This window comes from Pseudoxanthomonas sp. LjRoot127 (assembly GCF_964253495.1).
Classification (GTDB): domain Bacteria; phylum Pseudomonadota; class Gammaproteobacteria; order Xanthomonadales; family Xanthomonadaceae; genus Pseudoxanthomonas_A.
Genome location: NZ_CAXUQR020000001.1, coordinates 617408 through 641053 on the forward strand (window position 1 = coordinate 617408; position 23646 = coordinate 641053).

Genomic DNA, 23646 nt, shown 5'->3' on the forward strand with positions numbered 1-23646 from the left:
GGCTTGTCGGACGCGGCTCCGTGGCGCACGATTCCCGCCATGAATGATCTCGCGACCGTCGACACGAAGCCCGCCCTGCCCCAGTGCGTCATCAACTGCGTGGTATACGACAAAGGCGGGAAGCGACGCGATATCAGCCTGGACGAGATCAGCGATGTGCTGGCCGTCGACGACGGCAGCTTCATCTGGGTGGGGCTGTACGAGCCGGCGGACGCCATCCTGGAGAAGCTGCAGGAGGAGTTCTGCCTGCACGACCTTGCCGTCGAGGACGCGCAGAACGCACACCAGCGACCGAAGCTGGAGGCCTACGGCAACTCGCTGTTCGTGGCCGTGCATACCGCGCAGGTGGTGGACGACCGCATCAGGTTCGGCGAAACCCACGCCTTCCTCGGCCCGCGCTACCTGGTGACCGTGCGCCACGGCGCGTCGCTGTCGTATGCGCCGGTGCGCGAGCGCGTGCAGCGCGAACCCGACCTGCTCGCGCTCGGTCCGTCGTATGGACTCTATGCGGTGCTCGACTACATCGTCGACAACTACCGGCCGATCATCGACCAGTTCAAGCAGACGCTGGACACGCTGGAGAAGGACATCTTCGCCGACACCTATCGCCGGGTGACGGTGGTGAAGCTGTACGAACTGAAGCGCGAGCTGACCCAGATGCGTCTGGCGGTGGCGCCGCTGCAGGACGTGCTGGCGCAGCTGACCCGCTCGCAGAGCACGCTGATCCCCGAAGAGGTGCGGCTGTACTTCCGCGACGTGCAGGACCATGTGCTGCGTGTCAACGAATACACCGACACGCTGCGCGAAATGCTGACGACGGCACTCAGCGTGAACCTCTCGCTGGTGACGCTGGCCCAGGGCGAGATCGTCAAACGCCTGGGTGCCTGGGCCGCGCTGCTCGCCGCGCCCACCCTGATCACCAGCTGGTACGGCATGAACTTCGAACACATGCCGGAACTCGGCGGACGCTTCGCCTACCCCGTCCTGATCGCGGGCGTGGCGCTGGCGTGTTTCGGCCTGTACCGACTGTTCAAGCGCTCTCGCTGGCTCTGATGCCAGTACGCTTGCGGACTGCGACCAAAGTCGAAGGCTGAATCGGCCATTACGGATTGACCGGCCTCGTGCATGGGGCGACCCTTGTCCCGACTTGTCGGAGGGTTCCCGAATGAACGGTTTTTCCAAGATCGGTTGGGCAGCGCTCGCGCTGCTCGGCGCGGTGTGCCTGGGCGTGGTGGCACTGCGCCAGGGCGAGCAGATCAGCGCGCTGTGGATCGTCGTGGCGGCGGTGTCCATCTACTTGGTGGCGTACCGCTACTACAGCCTGTACATCGCGAAGAACGTGATGGGGCTGGATCCCACCCGCGCGACCCCCGCCCACATCCACAACGATGGCCTGGACTACGTGCCCACCAACAAGCACGTGCTGTTCGGCCACCACTTCGCCGCCATCGCAGGTGCTGGCCCGCTGGTGGGCCCGGTGCTCGCCGCGCAGATGGGCTACCTGCCCGGCATGCTCTGGCTGATCGCCGGCGTGGTGCTGGCGGGCGCGGTGCAGGACTTCATGGTCCTGTTCATCTCGAGCCGTCGCAACGGCCGTTCGCTGGGTGATCTGGTTCGCGAGGAAATGGGCCAGGTGGCAGGCACCATCGCGCTATTCGGCGCGTTCCTGATCATGATCATCATCCTGGCGGTGCTGGCGATGATCGTGGTGAAGGCGCTGGCCGAAAGCCCGTGGGGCATGTTCACGGTGATCGCCACGATGCCCATTGCGATCTTCATGGGCATCTACATGCGCTACATCCGCCCGGGGAAGATCGGCGAGATCTCGGTGGTCGGCATCATCCTGCTGCTGCTGGCCATCTGGTTCGGCGGCAAGGTCGGCGCGCATCCCACGTGGGGTCCGGCGTTCACCTTCACCGGCACCCAGATCACCTGGATGCTGATCGGCTACGGTTTCGTCGCCGCCGTGCTGCCCGTGTGGCTGCTGCTGGCGCCGCGCGACTACCTGTCGACCTTCCTCAAGATCGGCGTGATCGTCGCGCTGGCCATCGGCATCGTCATCGCCAGCCCGGAAGTAACCTCGCTGAAGATGCCGGCGTTCACGCAGTTCGCCAGCACCGGCGATGGCCCGGTGTGGAAGGGCGGCCTGTTCCCGTTCCTGTTCATCACCATCGCCTGCGGTGCGGTGTCTGGCTTCCATGCGCTGATTTCCTCGGGCACTACGCCCAAGCTGCTGGCCAACGAAACGCATGCGCGTTACATCGGCTACGGCGGCATGCTGATGGAATCCTTCGTCGCCATCATGGCGCTGGTCGCGGCTTCGATCATCGAGCCGGGGGTGTACTTCGCCATGAACAGCCCGGCTGCGGCCATCGGCACGACCGCGGTGGACGTGGCCGCGAAGGTCAGCAGCTGGGGCTTCGTGGTGACGCCGGAAATGCTGACGCAGACCGCGCAGAACATCGGCGAAGGCACGATCATCTCGCGCGCCGGTGGCGCACCGACGCTCGCGGTGGGCATCGCGGTGATCCTGCACGACGCGCTGCCGGGCGGCGACGCGATGATGGCGTTCTGGTACCACTTCGCCATCCTGTTCGAAGCGCTCTTCATCCTGACCGCGGTGGATGCGGGCACGCGTGCCGGCCGCTTCATGCTGCAGGACCTGCTGGGCAACTTCATTCCGCCGCTGCGCAAGACGGACTCCTGGGGCGCGAACGTCATCGGCACCGCCGGCTGCGTCGCGCTGTGGGGTTACTTCCTGTACCAGGGCGTGGTCGATCCGCTGGGCGGCATCAACACGCTGTGGCCGCTGTTCGGCATCGCCAACCAGATGCTCGCCGGTATCGCGCTGATGCTGTGCACGGTGGTGCTGTTCAAGATGAAGCGCGACCGCTACGCGTGGGTCACCGTCGTCCCCGCGATCTGGCTGCTGATCTGCACGACCTACGCGGGCCTGATCAAGATCTTCGACAGCAACCCCGCGGTCGGCTTCGTCGCCCAGGCGAAGAAGTACCAGGCCTCCATCGCCGACGGCCAGCTGCTCGGCGCGGCCAAGAGCATGGGTCAGATGCACCAGGTGGTGATCAACAGCTACGTGAACACCGGCCTGACCGTGCTGTTCCTGTTCGTGGTGTTCAGCGTGTTGCTGTATGCGGTCAAGGCGATCCTGAAGGCGCGCGCCAGCAGCGTGCGTACCGATCGCGAGTCGCCGTACGTCGCGCTGACCGACGAACAGCAGAAGGCCTGGCTGTAAGCCATGGGCACGGAACTCGTTCCGCTCTCGCACTTCGCCACGCACAAGCGTGTGTGGCGGAGGCTGGTGCAGACCGCGCGGCTATGCTGCGGCGTGCCGGACTACGACAACTACGTCCGGCACGTGCTGGAGAAGCACCCGGACCGCGAGCCGATGGATTACAAGACGTTCTTCCGCGAACGGCAGGAAGCGCGATTCGGCGGCAGGAGCGGGTTCCGCTGCTGCTGATCGATTCCGGCAGGCAAACAAGAAAGGGCGAAGCCAGTGGCTTCGCCCTTTTTCCATTGCTCCCTTGTAGGAGCGACGTAAGTCGCGACGTTGATGCTTCCGGTCGCGACTTACGTCGCTCCTACAGAAAAGCGTGCGTCAACCCTGCCCCGCCATTGCGCGCAAGCCAACGCCGACCGCGTACGCCGCCACCGTTCCAGTCGCATAGCCCAGCGCACCCAGCAACGCACCGACCGGCGCGAGCGAGGGATGGAACACCGACGCCACCACCGGGGCCGATGCCGGCCCGCCGATATTGCTCTGCGAGCCCATCGCGAAATAGAAGAACGGCACGCGCAGCAGCTTGGCGAGGAGCACGAGCAGCGCGATGTGCACCAGGATCCAGATCAGTCCCAACGCCAGCAGCCAAGGCTTGTCGGCAAGCGAGCCGATGTCCATCTGCATGCCGATGCAGGCGATCAGGATGTACAGGAACAAGGCGCCGATCTTTGACGCGCCCGCGCCATCCAACGTACGCGCACGCGTCAGGCTCAGGCCAAGACCGATCAGCGTGGAGAGCACGACGACCCACACGAAAGGCTCGTGCAGACTGACCTGCTTCGCCCACGAGACGTTCTCAGCGAACCAGGACGATGCCGGCCCCGCAATGGCGTGAGACAGGCCGACCGCCCCGAAGGCGATGCCGAGGATGACCATGAGGTCGGACAATGACGCGACACGTTCGTGCTGCTTCTGATAGCTGGCGAGCCGTTGCTTCAGGTCTTCGATGGCGCGCGTATCCGCACCCGTGCGTGCATCGATCGCCTGCGCGCGGTTGGCGAGGAAAATCAACACGGCCATCCAGACGTAACCAACAGAAACATCGACGACGACGAACTGTCCGAAGGTCGTTTCATTGACATCGAAGATCTCCTTCATCGCCAGCATGTTGGCGCCGCCACCGATCCAACTGCCTGCCAACGCCGCCATGCCGCCCCAGGTGTCGCCGACGACGGTTTCCGGGTGAATCAATCCCATCAGCCAGAATGCCGCCCAGGCGCCAATCATGATGCTGATCGACGCACCCGCATACATCACCAGCAACTTCGGCCCCAGTTTCAGCACGCCCTTCAGGTCGATGGTCAGCGTCAGCAACACCAATGCCGCAGGCAGCAGTACGCGGCTCGCGACCGGGTTGTAGAGCTTGCTGGCGGCGCCGTCGATCAGGCCGACGCTGTTGAAAATGCCGGGAATGAAGTAGCACAGCAGGAGCGCGGGCACGTACGTGTAGAACTTCTTGAAGAAGCCCGTCTCGCGCGAGGACGTCCAGAACACCACGCCCAGCGTGGCGGCGATCAGGCCGAACAGGACGATATCGTTCTGGATGAGCGCAGTGGAAGTCTCGGTGGCTTCGATCGCCATCGGCGGGTTCTCCTTGAGTCAAAGAAAAAGGGCCGGCATGACCGGCCCTTTCGAGAAAGCGTCAGCGGCCGATGTGCTGCTTCAGCCACGCATTGACGGTGTCGTGCCACAGGATGCTGTTCTGCGGCTTGAGCACCCAGTGGTTCTCGTCGGGGAAGTACAGCAGCTTGGATTCGATGCCCTTGCGCTGCAGCGCGGTGAACGTGGACAGGCCCTGGTCCACCGGTACGCGGTAGTCCTTCTCACCCTGCACCACCAGCATCGGCACGCGCCACTTGGCGATGTGGTTGACCGGATTGAACTTCTCGATGTTCTTCGGCACGTCGTACGGGGTGCCGCCGTTCTCCCATTCGGTGAACCACAGCTCCTCGGTGACGTATGCCATCGAGCGGATGTCGAACACGCCGTCGTGGTTGACCAGGCACTTCCACGGCTCGTTCCAGTTGCCGGCGATCCAGTTGATCATGTAACCGCCGTAGCTGGCGCCCAGCGCGCAGGCGTTCTTGCCGTCGAGGAAGGCGTACTGCTTCTGCGCCGCCGCCCACCCCTTCTGCAGGTCTTCCAGCGGGCGGTCGCCCCAGTGCTGGCTGATCGCATCGGTGAAGGCCTGGCCGTAACCGGTCGAGCCGTGGAAATCGATCATCACCACCGCGTAGCCCTGGCCTGCGTAGGTCTGCGGGTTCCAGCGATAGCTCCAACCATTGCCGAAGCTGCCCTGCGGGCCACCGTGGATCAGGAACGCCACCGGGTACTTCTTCCCTTCCACGTAGTCGTGCGGCTTGACGACGTAGCCGTGCACGGTCTCGTTGTTCCAACCCTTGAAGTTGAACTGTTCGAAGTCGCCGAACGAGACATCCTTCAGGACCTCATCGGCGCTGGGCGTGATGGCGCGAAGGGTGGCGCCGACATCATCGCTGGTGGCGTAGATCACGTCGCCGGACTTCAAGGTGTTGCGCGACAACACCAGCGTCTTGCCGACCATGTCGAACGCCGAAACGCTGCCGTCGCCGACGATCTTGCGGGCCTGGCCGCTCTGGATCTCCACCGAGAAGAGCGGATGCTCGCCCATATCCTGCGCGGTGGTGTAGATCCTTTCACCGTCATCCGACAGAACGATGCTGTCGGCGCTGCGATCCCAGTTCGGTGCGATTTCGTGGACTTTTCCATTGTCCAGGTCCATCGCCATCAAGCCGAAGCGGTCGGCTTCGAAACCCGGGCGCTTCATCGCGCGGTAGAAGAGCGTCTTGCCGTCCGCACTGAACACCGGACCGGTATCCCACGCGGGATTGGCGGCGGTCAGGTTGACCGGCGCGCTGCTGCCATCCGTCGCGATCTTGTAGAGGTCGAAGTTGGTGGACCATGCTTCCGACTTGCCTGCGACACGGATGGCGGCCACGACCGAGCCGCCATTCGGCGACCAGGTGTATTCATCCGCGCCCCCGAAAGGCTTGGAAGGCGCGTCACCGTCCAGACCGTCGGTCAGCGAGGTGGCACTGGCGACCGGCTTGGCCTTGCCTGCAGGAAGCGCGGCCACGAACAAGCGGCTGCGGCGGCCGTCGGCCCAGGTATCCCAATGGCGTACGAACAGGCCGTCGTAGACCACGCCAGAGGTCTTGCGTGCGGCGGTGTCGTCGAGCTTCTTCTGCGTGCAGGCGAAGTCCGCCTTGCAGTCGGCGAAGGTGTCGGCGCTGAACAGCAGGCGCGTGCCATCCGGCGACAGCTTGTAGCTGGCGACGTCCAGCGCGAACGCCGTCAGCTGGCGCGGCGTGCCGCCGGCGACCGGAATCGAATACAGCTGCTGCACACCGGACTTGCCGCTGAGGAAGTAGATCGTCTTGCCATCTGGCGAGAACGACGGCGAGTTGACGCTCCAGCCCTCCGGCGTCAACCGCTTGGGCGGTGCCATATCGCGGGTCAGCAGGTTGCGGATCCACAGACTGCTGCTGGCCTTGACCACCTCGGCATCGACGATGCGCTTGGCGAACACGACAGTACCACCGTCCGGCGAAAGGACCGGCGACGAGACGCGGTCCAGCTTCTGCAGGTCGCGCACGTCCAGGCCGCGGGCGGCGGCGAGCGACGGCAGCGCTGCCAGCAGGCAAAGGGGCAACAGGGCGGATTTCAGCTTCATCCGGGGCTCCGGCAACAGGGAAACCCCGATGGTAGGCGCTAAGCGCGCCGGGGCGCAAAGGCGTGAGGTCACGCCCTTGCGCCGTGTGTTGGCTTAACGGGGGCCGGGTTCGGCGTCGCCCAGTGCCTTCGACTTGGCGCCAGTACGGTAGATCAACCAGCCCACTGCCAGCAGGACCGCCAGACCCACGATCTGTCCGAAATGGAATTGCTCCGGCAGCGCAAGCACATCCGCTCGGCCGCTGACCACGATGGGGATCGCGATGAAGATGCCCATCAGGGCCTCGCCGGTAATAAGGCCGGCCGAGAACAGGACACCGGGACGATGGACGCGATCGCGGACTTCCTCCTCCGCCCCAACCACGCCATGGCGGCGCTCGACCAGCCAGGCCAGCAGACCGCCCAGGAAGATCGGCACCATCAATTCCAACGGCAGGTAGATACCGATCGCGGCGGCCAGAACGGGGACGCGGAAGCTGGAGTTTCGAGCTTTCAGCCAGCCGTCGAACGCAATGATGAGGGCACCGATCACCGCGCCCGCCCCTATCATTTCCCACGGCAGATGCCCACCGAACATCCCTTTCGCGACCGAAGCCATCAGTGTGGCCTGCGGCGCCTGCAGCGAGCCCGGGCGTGTCGGATCGCCGATACCGTACGCCTGGTCCAGCAGGTTGAGCACCGGTGCCATGATGAGCGCGCAGGAGAATGCGCCGATGCCCAGCATCAACTGCTGCTTCCAAGGAGTCGCTCCGACCAGATAGCCGGCCTTCAGATCCTGCAAGTTGTCGCCGCCTACCGCCGCTGCACAACAGACAACGGCGCCGATCATGATGGCCGCCACGGCACCGATCTTGGAGTCGCTGCCAAGAAGGAACATCAGCACGACGGATGCGAACAGGATCGTCGCGATGGTGATGCCAGATACCGGGTTGTTCGAAGACCCGACCAGACCCGCCAGATATGCTGACACGGAGACGAACAGGAAGCCTGCGACGATCATGATCACCGTCATCGGCACGCTGACCAAGAAGTTGCCGACGATCGCCTGGTAGAGCGCCAGCAGCGGCAGTACGAATAGCACCAGTGCGATCAGCATCCACTTCATTGGCAGGTCGCGCTCCGTCTCGGCCACGTCGGCGCCGCCGGAGCCCGCGCGGGCGGCCGCGATGCCGCTCTTGACGCCGGAAAGAAGCGACTTGCGCAGCGAGAACAGCGTCCAGATACCGCCGATCAGCATGGCGCCGACACCAAGGTAACGAATCTTCTCGGCACGGATTATCGCAGCGGCTTCTGCGGCCGTCTTGCCAGCGACCTGCATCGCCAGAGCAGGATCCGAATTCAGCAGAAACGCATGGTAGAACGGGATGGCCACGTTGTAGGCCAGGATGCTGCCCGACAGCACGACAATGCCGATGTTCAAGCCGACGATGTAACCGACGCCCAGAAGTGCAGGAGACAAGCCGGTGCCCATGTAGCCAAGGTACTTGCCGAAAAAGCCTGCACCCGCCGCATTGTCGGGAATCATCCGGAAGCCACTTTCGGCGGCCAGCTTGACCAATCCGCCGATGCCTGCCGACAGGCCGAGGATTTTCAGACCGGGGCCAGGGTTCTCACCGGCCTTCAACACTTCGGCCGCGGCCTTGCCTTCGGGGAACGGTAGCGGCTCCTCGACAATCATCGAGCGGCGCAGCGGTACCGAGAACAGCACGCCCAGCAGGCCGCCCAGGCCGGCGATCGCCAGCACCCAGGAATACTGGAAGTCCTGCCAGTAGCCGAGGATGATCAGCGCGGGAATCGTGAAGATCACACCGGCCGCGATCGACGAACCGGCGGAGGCGCCGGTCTGCACGATGTTGTTCTCAAGGATCGTGCCGCCGCCCAGCAGGCGCAGCACGCCCATCGACACGACCGCCGCCGGGATGGCCGTGGCAATAGTCAGGCCTGCGAACAGGCCCAGGTAGGCGTTGGCGGCCGACAGCACGACGGCCAGCACGATGGCCAGCACGACGGCGCGGAAGGTAAGTTGCGGGGTCCCCGAGCTCATTGCATGTTCCCGAATTGCGGAAAGCCGACACGCTAGCGTCCGCTGCCCGGCAAGTCCAGCCGGAACGCTCGCCGTCGCTATACTCGCCGCGGAATCCACGCCGGAGCGGCCCTTGACCCCCCTCGCCCCCGCGGCCACTGGCCGCGACGACTTCCTGGGCCACCCCAAGGGGGTCTACGTCTGCTTCTTCACCGAGATGTGGGAGCGCTTCTCCTTCTACGGGATGAAGGCGCTGCTGCTGCTGTACCTGACCAAGTACCACCTGTTCGCCGACGGCGCGGGCTACGACCTGATCGGCGCCTACGGCGGACTGGTCTACTGCGTGCCGGTGATCGGCGGCGTGCTGGCCGACCGCTGGCTGGGCATGCGCAAGGCGGTGGTCTTCGGTGGGTTGCTGCTGGTGGCCGGCCATGCCGGCATGGCGCTCGAAGGCGCGGCGGCGACCATGGACGCTGGCGTGGTCACGCGCGATGAAGGCGCGTTGCGCACGATGTACCTGTCGCTCGCGTTGATCGTCATGGGCGTGGGCTTCCTGAAACCCAACATCACCGGCATCGTCGGCCGGTTGTATCCGGTGGGCGACCCGCGCCGTGATGGCGGCTTCAGCCTGTTCTATGCGGGTATCAACCTCGGCGCGCTGCTCGCTTCGCTGGTGTGCGGCTATCTTGGCGAGACACTGGGCTGGAAGTACGGTTTCGGCGCCGCTGGCATCGGCATGCTGCTGGGCCTGGCGATGTTCCTCTGGGGCCAGCGCTACCTGCAGGGCCACGCCGAACCACCCTCGCGCGCGGCACTGCGCGTAGCGGTATTGGGAGTTCCACGGGAATGGCTGATCTACGCGGGCGCAGCACTGGGCGTGCTGCCCGTGGCGTGGCTGATGTGGGCGGCGGCCAACGGCGCGTTCGCGCTGGGCGGCGAATTCTCGCTAGCGCTAGCGCTGATGCTGCTGGTGCTGGCCACGGTGCTGGCGTGGTTCCTCTGGTTCATCACCACGCAATGCACGCCGGTGCAGCGTCGCCAGATGCTGGCGCTGATGGCGCTGATCTTCATGTGCCTGGTGTTCTTCACCCTGTACGAGCAGACGTATGGCTCGTGGGTGATGTTCACCGACCGGATGCTGACGAAAGACCTGTTCCCGTCATTGGTACAGCCGGCATCGGTGGTGGTCTGGTCGGATAGCTTTACCGCGAACATCGCGCTCTTCCTCGGCAGCGCGCCGTGGTCCACCTGGGCGCTGGTGGCGATGCCGCTGTCGTTCGTGATCGCGTCGCGCTGGTCGGAGCGGAGCACGCGCACGGGGCCGCCGCGCGCCTTGTTCCTCGGCACGGCCGCGCTGATGGTGGTGCTGGTGCTGCGCGACTCGTTGGTGCTGCCGCAGACGGCCGGCTCACTGACCTACCTGGGTGCGATGTTCCTGGTGGTGCTGGCGCCCGTATTCGCGTGGCTGTGGGCCACGCTGGGGCGACGCGGCCTCGATCCGTCCAAACCGGTGAAAGGCGCGCTGGGCCTGTTGTTCGGCGGCCTGTCCTTCATCCCGCTGGCACTCGCGGCGCAACAGGTGGGTGACACTGGCGTAGTCGCGAGCGTGTGGTGGCTGGTGCTGGCCTACCTGTTGCTCGAGATCGGCGAGATGTGCCTCGCCCCGGTGAGCCTGGCCGCCGTCACCGAACTGTCGGTGCCGCGCGTGGTGAGCTCGATGATGGGTATGTGGCTGCTCGCCACTGCATTCTCGGAAACGCTTGCCGCACAGTTCGGCAAACTTGCCGCGATGGATATTCCGGACGATGGCGCACTCGATATCGCGCACGCGGCCACGGGCTTCGCCGACCTGTTCTGGCTGATGATGTGGATCGGCCTGGGATGCGCCGTCATCGCGCTGCTGGCCTCGCCGTGGTTGCGGCGGGCGATGCGCACGACGGACTGACCGGCCTTGCGATGGTAGGGCGACGGGTGGCTGCGCTTACATGACGTCTTACCTTGCCGTTGCGCCACCAAGTGGCAACTGATAAACGTCGCCACTTCAATGGATCACCTTCACGCTAGTAGAGCCTATTGAAATTACTGCGAGTTCCTCCATAAGCGAATCGCACGATGTCTACCACCAGCCAGATGGTCGCGCTTCTGCACCGGCGCCCACGCTAGCCGCGCGCGAGCCCCATCATAGACGCCCATCTTTTCTGAACTTGTACAGGACATCATCACCGAGAGGCCGGATCGTCACACTGATATCGCGATCAGTGTCGGGAAGCGTATTCCCCAGAAAGCCGCCGCAGCCTCCGACCTATTCGACTGGAGATGGTGCGGGGCGCCTCGTTTTACGCCCGATTGCCCAGCAGGCTACCCTTATTCGAACCAACAGCATTCATCCAGGACAGCCGCGCTAGGGATTAACCAAACAGGAAATACCGCGCGACTCTTTCAGCCAAGATCACACTGGTCGCACCTGTTTTCCTCCAATACAGCCCGGCACGGCCCTCCCGCTGTACCGTGCGGCGAGGAACTCGCCCTCAGATGACAGCTTTATGTCTGTGAAAGTTAACTCAGCGGCGGCCCCCCAAGTACCATGCAGCTCACGATCGCTGCGTCGCACGATCGCATATACCCATTTCACCCTAGGCGTTCCAGTGGCGTTATCGTTCCGTGGAAGCCACGTGCCTTCAAAGTCACACGACTATGTTGCAGGCAATAGCATCGCTTTCATCGCCCATCTAACACCTGCCGCAACCCAGTACGCCAATCAGGCAGTCGATGTCCGAGCATCCGCTCGAGCTTGCCGACATCCAGATGGGAGTAGGCCGGACGACGCGCGCGAGTCGGATATTCGGAAGTGGTAACGGGGAGCAGGCGGGGCGCGCGGGAAATTAGTCCGCGCGCCATAGCTTCCTCAAAAATCGCTTCGGCAAAGCCATGCCAACTCGTTTCTCCACGTGCCGTGAGGTGGAATGTGCCCGTTCCCGCAGCAGGGTTGTCGAGCACCTCGACCGTAACGCCAGCAATGAGGTACGCCGGGGTGGGCGTCCCGATTTGGTCGGCGACAACCTTCACTTCGTCACGCTCACTACCTAAGCGCAACATGGTTTGCATGAAGTTGCGACTATGTCGCGCATATGCCCAGGCGGTGCGGAAAATCAGATGTCGGCCTCCTACAGCCTTGATGGCCTCCTCGCCAGCCAGTTTGCTGGCGCCGTAGACGCCCAACGGAGCCGTGGGATCCTCTTCTCTGTAAGGACGCCGCCCACGACCATCGAACACATAGTCGGTGGAATAATGGACAAGTAGGATGTCGCGTTCAGCACATGCGCGCGCCAAAACATTCGGCGAGTGAGTGTTGGCTCGAACAACGGCGGCGCGGTCGTCCTCCGCACGATCAACAGCGGTATAGGCTGCCGCGTTGACCACGACGTCCGGCGCGACTCTGCGCACCAACTCTGGCAAATCCTCTGGCCTATCCAAGTCTGCAACTTCGCACGACTCGCCTCCCGGCAACACTCCCGTCCGTGTCGCTGAAATCACATCACCACTTGCCGTCAGACTCTTGCTCAACTCCAGTCCAAGCTGGCCATTGGCCCCTAGCAGAAGTAGCCTCATGACTCGATAACGGGCAGCCGATCCCGCGCAATATCAGCCAAAAATGGAGCAGCCGCATCCTTCTCGGAGAGTTGGGGTTCGCTGATTGGCCAGTCGATGCCAATGGCGGGATCATCCCAGCGCACGCCGGCATCAGCCGCTTTATCGTACATGGCAGTGCACAAGTAGCTGAAGACTGCGCGCTCAGAGACAACTGCGAAACCGTGCGCGAAACCTTCCGGGATCCAGAACTGCCGCTTGTTCTCAGCGCTCAGCATTACGGCTGCCCATTGCCCGAAGGTGGGCGAGCCACGGCGGATATCGACCGCCACGTCGTAGACCTCGCCTTCGACGACGCTGACAAGCTTGCCCTGCGGATTGGGCCACTGGTAATGAAGGCCACGCAGCACGCCACGCGCCGAGGAGGACACGTTGCTCTGAACGAATGCTGTGGGGAGCCCATGCTGGCCATAGCGATCGGCATTCCATGTCTCAAAGAAGAAACCGCGCTCATCTCCGAAGACCGCCGGCTCAACCACCACACAACCTGGCAGAGACGTTTCGACAATTTTCATCGCACGATTCCACGGGCGACCAGCGACAGCAGATACTGCCCGTACCCGTTTTTGGCCAGCGGCGCGGCGAGCTTCTCGACCTGCGCAGCATCGATCCAACCGTTACCAAAGGCGATCTCTTCCGGGCAGCACACGCGCAAGCCTTGACGCGCCTCGATGGTCTCGATGAAGGTGGATGCCTCGAGCAACGACTGGTGCGTACCCGTGTCCAGCCATGCATGCCCGCGCCCGAGCGGCTCAAGGTGCAACGCGCCGGCTTCCAGGTATCGCCGATTGAGATCGGTGATCTCAAGCTCGCCACGCGGTGATGGTTTCAGCTCCGCCGCGTAGTCGCTAGCATTCCCATCGTAAAAATAGAGTCCGGTTACGGCGTAATTCGATCGCGGATTCGCTGGCTTCTCTTCGATGTCGACGACGCGCCCCTCCGTATCGAACTCAGCGACGCCATAGCGCTCGGGATCGTTGACCCAGTAGCCAAATACCGTGGCACCCTCCTCGCGCGCGTCTGCCCGCCGCAGCTGCTCGGTGAAGCCATGCCCGTAGAAAATGTTGTCGCCTAGAACCAGACAGCTCGGCTTTCCACCGACGAACTCCTTGCCGATCAGGTAGGCCTGCGCCAACCCGTCCGGGCTCGGCTGAACGGCATACTGGATATCCATGCCCCACTGGGATCCATCGCCCAGCAACGCCTTGAACAGCGCCTGTTCGTGCGGGGTGTTGATCACCAACACTTCGCGGATGCCCGCCAGCATCAGCACGCTGAGCGGGTAATAGATCATCGGCTTGTCGTAGACCGGCAGCAGTTGCTTGCTGATGGCCTGCGTCAGCGGATACAGGCGGGTGCCGGAGCCGCCCGCCAGGATAATGCCCTTGCGCTTTGTCATCGTCGTCTTCCCTTACGCGGCCGTGCCGATGCGTTCCAGGCGGTAGCTGCCGTCCAGCACGCGCTTCACCCAATCCTGGTTGGACAGGTACCAGTCGACGGTCTCGGCGATGCCCTGTTCGAAGGTGTACTCGGGCTCCCAGCCCAGCTCGTCGCGCAACTTCGATGCATCGATCGCGTAGCGCCGGTCATGGCCAGGCCGGTCTGCGACGAAGGTGATCTGGGAGCTGCGGGATTGCCCATCAGCGCGCGGCACGCGCTCATCCAGCAACGCGCAGATCGTGTGCACGACCTCGAGGTTCTGTTTTTCGGCATTGCCGCCGACATTATAAGTTTCGCCGACGCGGCCCTTCTCCAGCACCCGGCGGATCGCGCTGCAATGGTCGCCGACGAACAGCCAGTCGCGCACGTTCCTGCCATCGCCATACACTGGTAGCGGTTCACCCGCCAGTGCCCGCGCGATGATCAGCGGAATCAGTTTCTCGGGGAAATGATACGGGCCGTAGTTGTTCGAGCAATTGGTCGTCAGGACCGGCAAACCATACGTGTGGTGGAAGGCGCGGACCAGATGGTCGGACGCGGCCTTGGACGCCGAGTACGGGGAGTTGGGCGCGTAAGGCGTGGTTTCCGTGAACTTTCCGGTCTCCCCCAGCGATCCGTAGACCTCGTCGGTGGAGACGTGCAGGAAACGGAAATTTCCGCGCCGCTCGCCCTCCAATGCCTTCCAGTAGTCGCGCGTCGCCTCCAGCAGGCCCAGCGTGCCCACCACGTTGGTCTGGATGAAGGCGCCGGGCCCGTCGATGGAACGGTCGACGTGGCTTTCTGCCGCGAAGTTGACGACCGCATCGGGGCGGTGCTCGCGGAGCAGTCGCGACACCAGATCCCGGTCGCCGATATCGCCCTGCGCGAATACGTGCAGCGGATTGTGCTGGAGGGACGCCAGGGTATCCAGGTTGCCGGCGTAGGTCAGTGCGTCGAGGTTGATCACCTTGATGCCGCTGGCGACAGCGCGCAGCACGAAGTTCCCGCCAATGAAACCGGCGCCGCCGGTGACAAGCCATGTAGGCATGTGTTGCTCCTTTCTTCAATTAGTCCTGGTCACGCCAGATCCCGGTTAAACCCATACACGTTGGGAAGCTCAGAACGGAATGTCGTCATCCGCGAAATCGTCCATCGGCGCCGGTTGCGAAGTCGGTGCAGGCGCGGAACGGCGCTGACCGCCGCCACCCCCCTGGCTGCCATAGTCCTGGCGCGGCGCGCGGGCCGGGCGGTCGCCGCCCATGCCACCGCCACCACCACCCTCACGGCCGCCCAGCATCTGCATCTCGTCGGCGATGATGTCGGTGGAGTACTTCTCCTGCCCGTCCTGGCCGGTGTACTTGTCGTAGCGGATCGAGCCTTCCACGTACACCGAGCTGCCCTTGCGCAAGTATTCGCCGGCGATCTCGCCGAGCTTGCCGAAGAACACCACGCGGTGCCATTCGGTGCGCTCCTGCTGGTTGCCGTCCTTGTCCTTGCGCACGCTGGTGGTCGCCAGGCTGATGCGGGTGATCGCCATGCCACCCTGGGTGTAGCGGGTTTCTGGGTCGTTGCCGAGGTTGCCGACCAGGATGACTTTATTGATGCCGCGGGCCATATCGATATCCGTTCAGGGATGCCCGCCGAGCGCGGGCAAAGACCAGTGAAGTATACCCGTCGGGGTCCCGCCATCGGCCGCCGACCGGCTCACATGTAGGGCATTGCCGCACGCCAGACCTTATAATTACGTGACTTTCCGGCACCTCGCCCCATGTCCGTCGTCGATTCCCCCCGTTCCGCCTTGACCCTCCCCGCCATCCAGTCGCTCGCGCAAGCGGACATGGCGGCTGTCGACGCATTGATCCGGGCGCGGCTGGCCTCGGACGTGGTCCTGATCAACCAGATCGCCGACCACATCATTTCGGCAGGCGGCAAGCGCCTGCGGCCGATGCTGGTGGTCCTGGCCGGGCTGGCCTGCGGACCGACCGCGCCGGACCATCACCAACTGGCGGCCATCGTCGAGTTCATCCACACCTCCACCCTGCTGCACGACGACGTGGTGGACGAATCTGACCTCCGCCGTGGCCGCAGCACGGCGAACGCCCTGTGGGGCAACGCGCCGAGCGTGCTGGTCGGCGATTTCCTGTATTCGCGCAGCTTCCAGCTGATGGTGGAACTGGACCGCATGGACGTGATGCGCCTGCTGGCCGACACGACCAACCGGATCGCCGAAGGCGAAGTGCTGCAGCTGCTGCACGTCCACAACCCCGACACCGACGAGGCCGCCTACCTGCGCGTGATCGAGCGCAAGACGGCCGTCCTGTTTGCGGCGGGCACGCAACTGGGTGCACTGGCGTCCGGCGCCGATACCGCCACCCAACGTCGCCTCTACGACTACGGCATGGCGCTGGGCTATGCCTTCCAGATCGCCGACGACGTGCTCGACTACACCGCCGATGCCGAGGCGCTGGGCAAGAACCTGGGCGATGACCTCGCCGAGGGCAAGGCGACCCTGCCGCTGATCCATGCCATCCGCCACTCGGATGCGGCCACCGCGGACCGCCTGCGCACCATCGTGCAGGCCGGCGAGGCGGACGGGATGCCCGAGGTGCTGGCGGCGATCCGTGCGACCGGGGGCCTGGACTACAGCCGCGCGCGTGCGCACCACTACGCGACGCTGGCTGAGCAGGCGCTCGACGGCCTGCCGGCATCCGAGGCGCTCGCCGCCCTGCGCGGCCTGGCGCGTTATGCGGTGGAGCGCGGGCACTGAGCGCGCCCGCGCCCGGTCAGCGGGCGAATACGTCGGCGAAGAAGTCCGCCATCATCCGGTAGGCGCGCTTTGCCGACGGCGCGTGATACACGCAGCCCGGCGGATTCTGCGCATCGGATTCGGCGAAGCAGTGCACCGCACCGCCGAAGCTGACGAACTGCCAGTCGGCGCCGGCCTTGCGCATCTCGTCCTGGAAGGCGGTGATCTCCGCCGCGGATACGTAGGTGTCATCGCCCCCGTTGAGCACCAGCACGGGTGACTTCACCGGACCGGCCGCCGGCAGATCGGTGGCGAGCCCGCCATGCAGGCTGACAATACCCGACAACGCGTCGCCGGCACGAACGAGCTCCAGCACCGTGCTGCCACCGAAGCAATAACCGAATGCGCCGATGCGGGTCGCGTCGACCAGCGTTCCGGGTTGCTGCTTCAGCACCTCGACCGCCTTCTGCACACGCGCGCGCAATGTCGGCCGGTCCGCGCGCATCGCGGTGGCCACCGGTCCGGCTTCGGCATCGGTCTTCGGGCGGATACCCTTGCCGTAGACATCTGCCACCAGCACCACGTAGTCGTCGCCGGCGACCAAGTGCGCTTTCTCGATCGCGGACGCGTTCACGCCTTTCCAGTTGGGCACCATCACCAGGCCGGGGCGCGGTTTCTTCACGGCATCGTCGTAGACGAGCACACCGGCGAACGTATCGCCGCCGATCTTCCATTCCACCGGCTTGGCGACGGGCGCCGCCAGCAATGCGGGCGACCACAGCAGGGACAGCAGGCAGGGCAAGAGCAACATGCGGCGCATCGCGCGATCTCCTTGGGGGATGGCCTGCGAGTGTACGCCCGCCGTGTTCACGCGATCTGACGAGGCGTGCGGCCTCAGCCGGCCCCCAGGCCTGGAATCGACGTGATCGCATCCGGGTCGAATCCGGCGAGTTCCGCGAAGTGCCTGCCGCGCGCCACGTAGTCGCGATACTGACCGAAGCTGGGCGCACCAGGCGACAACAACACCACGCCCTCATCGCCCAACGCCTCGCGTGCGGCGGCGATCGCCTGCGGCAACGTCTCCACGCCGATCAGCGTGAACCCCGCCTCGCTTGCCACGGGCGCCAGCAAGGCGTGGATGCGCGGGCCGTTGGCGCCCATCGTGATGATGGTGGCCGGCGCGTCGTGGCGCATGTGCGAAGCGAAATCGGACCAGTCCACCCCACGGTCGTGCCCGCCCACCAGCAGCGCGATGCGCCGTCCGGCGAAGCACTCCAGCGCGGCGAGCGTGGCATGCGGCGTGGTGCTGATCGAATCGTTGACCCAAGTGATGCCGTCGCGCGTGCCCATCGCCTGCAGGCGGCTGGGCAACGGACGGAACGACTGCGCATGCGCCGCCAGCGGCAGCGCATCGATGCCCCGCGCTTCCAGTGCGGTCAGCACGGCGCACAGGTTGCTGCGGTTGTGGCGTCCCGGCAGCGGCAGCGGGCGGGTGTCCATGACGAACACGTCGCCGCGATACAGGTCGTCCTCGCGCAGGTGCCAGCCCTCGGCATGATTGAACCAGCGCACGTCACTGCGCGGCAGCTCAAGCGCAGCCAGGCGAGGATCGGCGGCATTGAGCACGGCGATGCGCGGGTGCGCGCCGGTGACGAGCTTCAGCTTGTCTTCGATGTAGCGCGCTTCACTGCCGTGCCAGTCCAGGTGCTCGGGAAACAGGTTCAACACGATCGCCACGTCCGGGCGTGCGCCACTGTCGGCGACATCGCCGGTCTGGTAGCTGGACAGCTCGATGGCCCACTCGTCCGGTGCCGGCCGCGGATCCAGCACTTCGAGCATCGGCAGGCCGATATTCCCGGCCAGCACCGTGCGTCTGCCTGCCGCGCGCAGCAGGTGCGCCAGCAACGAGGTGGTGGTGCTCTTGCCCTTGGTGCCGGTGACGCAGAACGTGTGCGCGACCACGCCGTCGGCGCCCGCGTGTTCGCCGAACCACAGGCCGGTGCCGCCGATGAAACGCGTACCTGCGCCCGCCGCAGCCACCGCTGTGGGCGTGTTCGGGCTGATCCCGGGCGACTTGATGACGATCTCGAACGCCGACAAGCGTTCGGTGGTCACTTCGGTTTCCATCGAGAGCAGCGGATCGCCCAGCGCCGCGGCCTCTGCGGCTTCCTGCGCGTTGCAGAACAGCGTCAGCGGCAGCGTGGGAAGCCGCGCGCGCACCACGTGGTGGGCGGCGCGACCTTCGCGCCCCCACCCCCACAGTGCGACACGCCGTCCCTCAAGCTGCGAAATTTGCACGCAGGCGCTCCCACAGCGCAGCGGGGATGCGGTGCTCGCCGCCGATCTCGAGCAACGGCGCCACGGCCAGTTCCGATGCATCGAGTTGCGGGCGGATCTCGCGGTTGAAGCGCGCGACGATCACGTCCTCGCGCCATTCAGGCCGGTCACCCAGCGTCGCCATCGCCGCGCGCGATTCCTGGCCTTCGCCGACGCACTCGAACGGCTTGTGGTCCTGGTACTCCAGCAAGGCGTCGAAGCCGCCCGTCTGGTTGGCGTCATCCAGGAGGTTGCGTCCGAAGATGCCGACCAGGCGCGGCTTGGGCATGAACGGCGCCAGCGCGAGGAATACGAAGTGGCACTTCGGGCACACACCGCACCAGCGGTTGGTGGGGCGTTCGCCGAGCAGGTGGAAATTGCGGTTGCAGCTTGAGAAATGCGCGTCGTAATGATCGGTGCGGGCGAACTGCCGCGCCACCGCGAGCTCCGACAACGGACGCAGCAGCGAGTAGTACTGCAGGTCGGCGGCCACGTGCGACTGCACGTGCGCGCCGAACGCGCTCTCGAACGCCCAGCCCTTCGACCACTGGTGGTTCACCTCGCCGGTGCCCGGGATCATGCTGCCGTAGCTGGCCGAGCGCTCGTTCGAGAACACTACCTGGTCCACGCCGTGCAGCAACGCCGCCAGCACCATGATTGCCGAGTTGATCGCGGTGACCGGGATGTGCCCGTTCCACGCGCCCTGGCGGTTGTATTCGAACAGTTCCGGCGCCAGCGCGCGGCCGATGTTGAGCGTCGACAGGCCCGTGCGCGCCGCGCAGGCCGCGATCAGCTGCGAACCGCCGATCCAGGTGACGGTCTGCTCGATGCCGGCACCGCGGAGCGCCTCGATGCTGACCAGCGAGTCCTTGCCGCCGCCGATGGCGACCAGTGCGTGTTCCTGCAGACCCGCGGCGGGTGCCGCGGCCTGCGCCGGCGCACCCACCGGGAACCGCACGCGGCCATGCAGGCTCAGGCCGTTGCGATAGGCAAACTCGCCCAGCCCATGCACGTAGACCTGTTCCATCAGCACGGCCGTGGCCGCGTCGATCGCGTAGCCATCGATGCGGATCTCGTTCGGCACCGCCGCCTTGTAGTAGCTCACGCCGGTGACCAGGTGCAGCAGGCGCACGGCGTGCTCGACCGCCTGCGCACGCGTGGCGTCCAGCGCGAACGGCGCGCCCGGTACGGTCACCGTCTCGGTCAGCTCCGGACCGTCGTCGAAGGCGTACACCAACCGCGCGACGCCGGTCTCCGCATCGAAGGAACAACGGACGAAACGGAAAGTGCGGATGCTGGATTTGTCGAAAGTCGTCATGCGTGATCCGGGGAAAGTGCGGCCCGTCGGCGCAGGTAGCGGCGGCAGGCGAAATATTCGATAGCGAACAACGGCGCAGCGCCGAACACTGTCGCGAGCAGCGAGCCGTAGAAGACGAGGACCGGCAGCCAGGCCAGCGCCTCGTCCGATCCGCCTGGGTGGCTGGCGGTCAACGAGTCGATCGCGATCGCGGTGACCGCCCAGGCGGACAGCGACAGCGGAAACAGCAGCAGCACCACCAGCAGCAGGCGCAAGGTCATGCCGCCCGCCTTCCAGCGTTGGCCCGCGCGCTGCGCACGCGCCTGCCATCGCGTGACGAACCAGGCGCCCAGCCCGACCGCCAGGAGTGCAGCGGGCGCAAACCGCAACGCCGCCGTGAACTCGGCGACGCCAGGCATGCGGCGATCCACATCCATCAGCACCACCACCGCGATGCTCAGCAACGCGGCGGTCAGCAGGCTGGACAGGACGAACTCAGTGCGCGGCGACATCGCCAAACACCCCATCGATCACATCCTCCGCCGGCAAGCCGCGCAGGTTGTAATGGCTGGCCATCACGAACCCATACGCGCCGGCGTCGGAGAACAGCAGCACGTCGCCCTCGGCCGTCGCGGACGCGAGCTTGCGGCGCTTGCCGAAGATGTCGCTAGATTCGCAGATCGGGCCGACCACGTCGAACGGTTCCTGTTCGGTGTCTTCCAGACGCGACAGGTTGGTCACGTCGTGCCACGCGTCGTACAGCGCCGGGCGGATCAGCGTATGCATGCCCGCGTCGCTGCCCACGCGGCGGATGCCGAGCTTCTCCACGACCTGCGTGACGTGGGCCAGCAGGACGCCCGACTCGGCGACCAGGTAGCGGCCCGGCTCGATGACGAGCTGGTACGCCGGGTACGCAGCCTTGATCGCGGCCAGGCCCTCGCCCCACGCCGCCAGGTCGAACGGCTCGTCGCCTTCGGCGTAGGGAATCGGCAGGCCACCGCCGATGTCGATCGTCTCGATGGTGCCGATCTGGTCGGCCAGTCCGCCGAGCTCATCGGCGATCTGGTTCCAGTGCTGTGCGCTTTCCACGCCGCTGCCCAGGTGCGCATGCAGGCCGACGACGCGCACGTCGATCGCGCGGGCCGCTGCGAGGAAGGCCTCCAGCTTGGCCAGCGGCAAGCCGAACTTGGACGTCTTGCCGCCAGTCTTCACCTTGTCGTGATGGCCGTCGCCGCGCCCCAGGTCGACGCGCAGCCACAGGCGGCGACCACGGAAGATCTCGGGCCATTGCTGCAGCGCCTCGACATTGTCGAGGGTGACGTTGATGCCCCGCTCCAGCGCGAATGCGTACTCCTCGCGCGGCGCGAAGCTCGGCGTGAACAGCACTCGCTCCATCGGCAGCGCAGGCGCGATCTCGAACACGCGCTCCAGTTCGCCGCGCGACACGCACTCCAGGCCGAATCCTTCTTCCACCAGCGCCCGCAGGATGGCGGGATGCGAATTGGCCTTGATCGCGAAGAAACGATGATCGACGGCCGTGATCGCGGCCAGCGCGCGGGCACGGGCGCGGACGATGTCCAGGTTGTAGGCGTAGCGCGGCGTGCCGGCCCGCGCCAGCGACAGCAGCCGTTCGCGGGCGGCAGGCGCACTCCACCAGCGCACGCCGCGATGGCGGACCGCGCCGTTGATCTCCCGCCAGCTGGGACCGAACACGCTGGCCTCCTCGACGGGCATGGCGCCGCTGTCGATCAACGCCTCGTGCAGCAGCGGCAGCATGCCGTCGGCATCAGCCTCGTCGATCACGAAGGTCAGATTGAGGTCGTTCGAAGACTGCGAGATCAGGTGCACGCGCTCGCGGCCGAACATCGCCCACACATCGGACAGCTTGTGCAGCAGCGACCGCATGCCGCGCCCGACCAGGGTGATGGCCGTGCACGGCGCGATCACCTTCACCCGGCAGATCTCCGCCAGGTCGGCCGACAGCGCGGCCAGCACGTCGGTGTTCACCAGGTTTTCGCTGGGGTCCAGCGACACGGTGACGTTGGTCTCCGACGAACCGATCAGGTCCACCGAAAGACCATGCTTCTTGAAGCGCGCGAACACGTCGGCCAGAAAGCCGACCTGCTGCCACATGCCGATGCCTTCCATCGAGACCAGCACGATGCCGTTGCGGCGGCTGATCGCCTTCACGCCCGGCACGGTCAGGGCGTTGCCGTCGATGGTGGTGCCCGGCAACTCCGGCCGCTCGGTATCGAGGATGGCCATTGCCACACCGGCATCGCGGCATGGCTTGATCGAACGCGGATGCAGCACCTTCGCGCCGGTGGTCGCGATTTCCTGCGCTTCGTAATAATCCAGTCGCGTCAGCAGGCGCGCATCGGGCACTTCGCGCGGATTCGCGCTGAACATGCCGGGTACGTCGGTCCAGATTTCCACGCGCTGCGCACCGAGCAGCGCACCGAAATACGCGGCGGACGTATCCGAGCCGCCGCGGCCGAGGATGGCTGTGCCGCCATCGGCGTGCCGCGAGATGAAGCCTTGCGTCAGCAGCATCGTCGTCGGTTGGCCCGCGAACGCGCGGCGCCAGTCCTGGTCCGGCGCGGTGTTGCACGACACCGACAGCCGCTGCGCCCACGGGCTCTGGTTCGGCAGGAAGTTCGCCTGCAGCCAGTGCCGCGCGTCGACCCAGCCGAAATCCAGTCCCTGCGCGCGCAGGTAGGCCACGCCAAGCGTGGACGAGAGCAGTTCGCCCTGCCCCAGCACCTCGGCCTGCCAGTCGAGCGCGCGGCTCGCGGCGCGCGGATCGGTCAGCAGGTTGCGCAGTGCCGCCAGGCGGTCGCCGAGCACGGCATCGGCGTCCAGCTCGAGCTCCGAGAGGAATTCCCGATGGCGCTGTTCCAGTTTCGCCACGCGTTCCGCGCTATCGGCCGCGCCGTCGGCGATGGCGGTCAGCTCGTTGGTGACGCCGGACAACGCCGACACCACGACCAGCACGCGCGCGCCCTGTTCGTCCGCCCGCTGTTTTGCCAGTTTGCCGATCGTGTCCCAGCGATGGCGACGCGACACCGAGGTGCCGCCGAACTTGAGGACGATCCAACGATCAGACGCAGGCGTGGCAGAAGGCATGGATAGAATGACGGGGAATGCCCGAACCCTTCGGGCGTGAACCGTCGATTCTAGCCCAA

Annotated in this window: 18 protein-coding genes; 5 read left to right on the forward strand and 13 right to left on the reverse strand. The window is 65.3% G+C overall.

Going from position 1 to position 23646, the window contains the following annotated elements; genetic code table 11:
- Nucleotides 1-39 precede the first annotated feature (39 nt).
- The 3 genes from corA (at nt 40) to ACSQ19_RS02955 (ending at nt 3481) form a co-directional block, all read left to right on the forward strand.
- Nucleotides 40-1053 (forward strand): magnesium/cobalt transporter CorA, encoded by a 1014-nt coding sequence (corA, locus tag ACSQ19_RS02945; RefSeq protein WP_435999880.1) that lies wholly within the window; start codon nt 40-42, stop codon nt 1051-1053.
- 112 nt (nt 1054-1165) lie between these two features.
- Entirely contained in the window at nt 1166-3253 is a 2088-nt protein-coding gene (locus ACSQ19_RS02950) for a carbon starvation CstA family protein (protein WP_435999882.1), read from the forward strand.
- Nucleotides 3254-3256: 3 nt separating this feature from the next.
- Complete coding sequence (locus ACSQ19_RS02955; protein ID WP_142123676.1) at nt 3257-3481, forward strand: YbdD/YjiX family protein; 225 nt, start codon at nt 3257-3259, stop codon at nt 3479-3481.
- Nucleotides 3482-3619: 138 nt separating this feature from the next.
- Here the strand turns inward: ACSQ19_RS02955 and ACSQ19_RS02960 are convergent, their stop codons facing one another.
- From ACSQ19_RS02960 to ACSQ19_RS02970, 3 genes are all read right to left on the reverse strand, one after another.
- Entirely contained in the window at nt 3620-4882 is a 1263-nt protein-coding gene (locus tag ACSQ19_RS02960; RefSeq protein WP_435999884.1) for a DUF819 family protein, read from the reverse strand.
- Between the two features lie 61 nt (nt 4883-4943).
- Complete coding sequence (locus ACSQ19_RS02965) at nt 4944-7013, reverse strand: prolyl oligopeptidase family serine peptidase (protein WP_435999886.1); 2070 nt, start codon at nt 7011-7013, stop codon at nt 4944-4946.
- A gap of 93 nt (nt 7014-7106) precedes the next feature.
- Nucleotides 7107-9056 carry an OPT family oligopeptide transporter gene (locus tag ACSQ19_RS02970; protein WP_435999888.1) on the reverse strand — a complete coding sequence of 650 codons (1950 nt, stop codon included), beginning with the start codon at nt 9054-9056 and terminating at the stop codon, nt 7107-7109.
- 112 nt (nt 9057-9168) lie between these two features.
- Between ACSQ19_RS02970 and ACSQ19_RS02975 the strand changes: the two genes are divergently transcribed.
- Complete coding sequence (locus tag ACSQ19_RS02975; RefSeq protein ID WP_435999890.1) at nt 9169-10980, forward strand: peptide MFS transporter; 1812 nt, start codon at nt 9169-9171, stop codon at nt 10978-10980.
- Nucleotides 10981-11753: 773 nt separating this feature from the next.
- Here ACSQ19_RS02975 and rfbD read toward each other — a convergent pair.
- The 5 genes from rfbD to ACSQ19_RS03000 all read right to left on the reverse strand — a co-directional run bounded on the left by rfbD (nt 11754) and on the right by ACSQ19_RS03000 (nt 15717).
- On the reverse strand, nt 11754-12644 hold the full coding sequence (gene rfbD / locus ACSQ19_RS02980; protein WP_435999892.1) for a dTDP-4-dehydrorhamnose reductase: 891 nt from the start codon (nt 12642-12644) through the stop codon (nt 11754-11756).
- A complete protein-coding gene (gene rfbC, locus ACSQ19_RS02985) occupies nt 12641-13198 on the reverse strand; it encodes a dTDP-4-dehydrorhamnose 3,5-epimerase (RefSeq protein WP_435999894.1) in 558 nt (185 codons plus the stop codon). Before rfbC ends, rfbD begins: the two co-directional genes overlap by 4 nt.
- Nucleotides 13195-14082 (reverse strand): glucose-1-phosphate thymidylyltransferase RfbA, encoded by an 888-nt coding sequence (rfbA, locus tag ACSQ19_RS02990; protein ID WP_435999896.1) that lies wholly within the window; start codon nt 14080-14082, stop codon nt 13195-13197. The genes rfbC and rfbA overlap by 4 nt, the downstream gene beginning before the upstream one ends.
- 12 nt (nt 14083-14094) lie before the next feature.
- A complete protein-coding gene (rfbB, locus tag ACSQ19_RS02995) occupies nt 14095-15150 on the reverse strand; it encodes a dTDP-glucose 4,6-dehydratase (protein ID WP_435999898.1) in 1056 nt (351 codons plus the stop codon).
- A gap of 69 nt (nt 15151-15219) precedes the next feature.
- On the reverse strand, nt 15220-15717 hold the full coding sequence (locus ACSQ19_RS03000; RefSeq protein ID WP_296278818.1) for a single-stranded DNA-binding protein: 498 nt from the start codon (nt 15715-15717) through the stop codon (nt 15220-15222).
- Between the two features lie 153 nt (nt 15718-15870).
- Between ACSQ19_RS03000 and ACSQ19_RS03005 the strand changes: the two genes are divergently transcribed.
- On the forward strand, nt 15871-16869 hold the full coding sequence (locus ACSQ19_RS03005) for a polyprenyl synthetase family protein (RefSeq protein WP_435999901.1): 999 nt from the start codon (nt 15871-15873) through the stop codon (nt 16867-16869).
- A 16-nt stretch (nt 16870-16885) separates the two neighbouring features.
- On the opposite strand, the gene ACSQ19_RS03010 is transcribed toward ACSQ19_RS03005, so the two are convergent.
- The 5 genes from ACSQ19_RS03010 to ACSQ19_RS03030 all read right to left on the reverse strand — a co-directional run bounded on the left by ACSQ19_RS03010 (nt 16886) and on the right by ACSQ19_RS03030 (nt 23587).
- Nucleotides 16886-17668 (reverse strand): dienelactone hydrolase family protein, encoded by a 783-nt coding sequence (locus tag ACSQ19_RS03010; protein ID WP_435999903.1) that lies wholly within the window; start codon nt 17666-17668, stop codon nt 16886-16888.
- A gap of 74 nt (nt 17669-17742) precedes the next feature.
- Nucleotides 17743-19146, reverse strand: a complete 1404-nt coding sequence (gene murD, locus ACSQ19_RS03015) for a UDP-N-acetylmuramoyl-L-alanine--D-glutamate ligase (protein ID WP_435999905.1) — start codon at nt 19144-19146, stop codon at nt 17743-17745.
- The gene (gene murL / locus ACSQ19_RS03020) at nt 19127-20482 is read right to left on the reverse strand and encodes a UDP-N-acetyl-alpha-D-muramoyl-L-alanyl-L-glutamate epimerase (protein ID WP_435999907.1); all 1356 of its coding nucleotides are present in this window, start codon (nt 20480-20482) and stop codon (nt 19127-19129) included. The genes murD and murL overlap by 20 nt, the downstream gene beginning before the upstream one ends.
- The gene (locus tag ACSQ19_RS03025; protein WP_435999909.1) at nt 20479-20973 is read right to left on the reverse strand and encodes a hypothetical protein; all 495 of its coding nucleotides are present in this window, start codon (nt 20971-20973) and stop codon (nt 20479-20481) included. The genes murL and ACSQ19_RS03025 overlap by 4 nt, the downstream gene beginning before the upstream one ends.
- Entirely contained in the window at nt 20957-23587 is a 2631-nt protein-coding gene (locus ACSQ19_RS03030) for a bifunctional aspartate kinase/diaminopimelate decarboxylase (RefSeq protein WP_435999911.1), read from the reverse strand. The genes ACSQ19_RS03025 and ACSQ19_RS03030 overlap by 17 nt, the downstream gene beginning before the upstream one ends.
- Nucleotides 23588-23646 lie beyond the last annotated feature (59 nt).

What these genes read in the sequence shown, in the direction of transcription:
- ACSQ19_RS03000 (WP_296278818.1), bottom strand. Translation starts at nt 15,717, where the DNA reads ATGGCCCGCGGCATCAATAAAGTCATCCTGGTCGGCAACCTCGGCAAC.
- ACSQ19_RS02950 (WP_435999882.1), top strand. Translation starts at nt 1,166, where the DNA reads ATGAACGGTTTTTCCAAGATCGGTTGGGCAGCGCTCGCGCTGCTCGGC.
- ACSQ19_RS02960 (WP_435999884.1), bottom strand. Translation starts at nt 4,882, where the DNA reads ATGGCGATCGAAGCCACCGAGACTTCCACTGCGCTCATCCAGAACGAT.
- murL (WP_435999907.1), bottom strand. Translation starts at nt 20,482, where the DNA reads ATGACGACTTTCGACAAATCCAGCATCCGCACTTTCCGTTTCGTCCGT.
- rfbA (WP_435999896.1), bottom strand. Translation starts at nt 14,082, where the DNA reads ATGACAAAGCGCAAGGGCATTATCCTGGCGGGCGGCTCCGGCACCCGC.
- corA (WP_435999880.1), top strand. Translation starts at nt 40, where the DNA reads ATGAATGATCTCGCGACCGTCGACACGAAGCCCGCCCTGCCCCAGTGC.
- ACSQ19_RS03005 (WP_435999901.1), top strand. Translation starts at nt 15,871, where the DNA reads ATGTCCGTCGTCGATTCCCCCCGTTCCGCCTTGACCCTCCCCGCCATC.
- ACSQ19_RS02970 (WP_435999888.1), bottom strand. Translation starts at nt 9,056, where the DNA reads ATGAGCTCGGGGACCCCGCAACTTACCTTCCGCGCCGTCGTGCTGGCC.
- rfbC (WP_435999894.1), bottom strand. Translation starts at nt 13,198, where the DNA reads ATGAAAATTGTCGAAACGTCTCTGCCAGGTTGTGTGGTGGTTGAGCCG.
- ACSQ19_RS03025 (WP_435999909.1), bottom strand. Translation starts at nt 20,973, where the DNA reads ATGTCGCCGCGCACTGAGTTCGTCCTGTCCAGCCTGCTGACCGCCGCG.
- ACSQ19_RS02955 (WP_142123676.1), top strand. Translation starts at nt 3,257, where the DNA reads ATGGGCACGGAACTCGTTCCGCTCTCGCACTTCGCCACGCACAAGCGT.
- ACSQ19_RS02965 (WP_435999886.1), bottom strand. Translation starts at nt 7,013, where the DNA reads ATGAAGCTGAAATCCGCCCTGTTGCCCCTTTGCCTGCTGGCAGCGCTG.
- ACSQ19_RS03010 (WP_435999903.1), bottom strand. Translation starts at nt 17,668, where the DNA reads ATGCGCCGCATGTTGCTCTTGCCCTGCCTGCTGTCCCTGCTGTGGTCG.
- rfbB (WP_435999898.1), bottom strand. Translation starts at nt 15,150, where the DNA reads ATGCCTACATGGCTTGTCACCGGCGGCGCCGGTTTCATTGGCGGGAAC.
- rfbD (WP_435999892.1), bottom strand. Translation starts at nt 12,644, where the DNA reads ATGAGGCTACTTCTGCTAGGGGCCAATGGCCAGCTTGGACTGGAGTTG.
- ACSQ19_RS03030 (WP_435999911.1), bottom strand. Translation starts at nt 23,587, where the DNA reads ATGCCTTCTGCCACGCCTGCGTCTGATCGTTGGATCGTCCTCAAGTTC.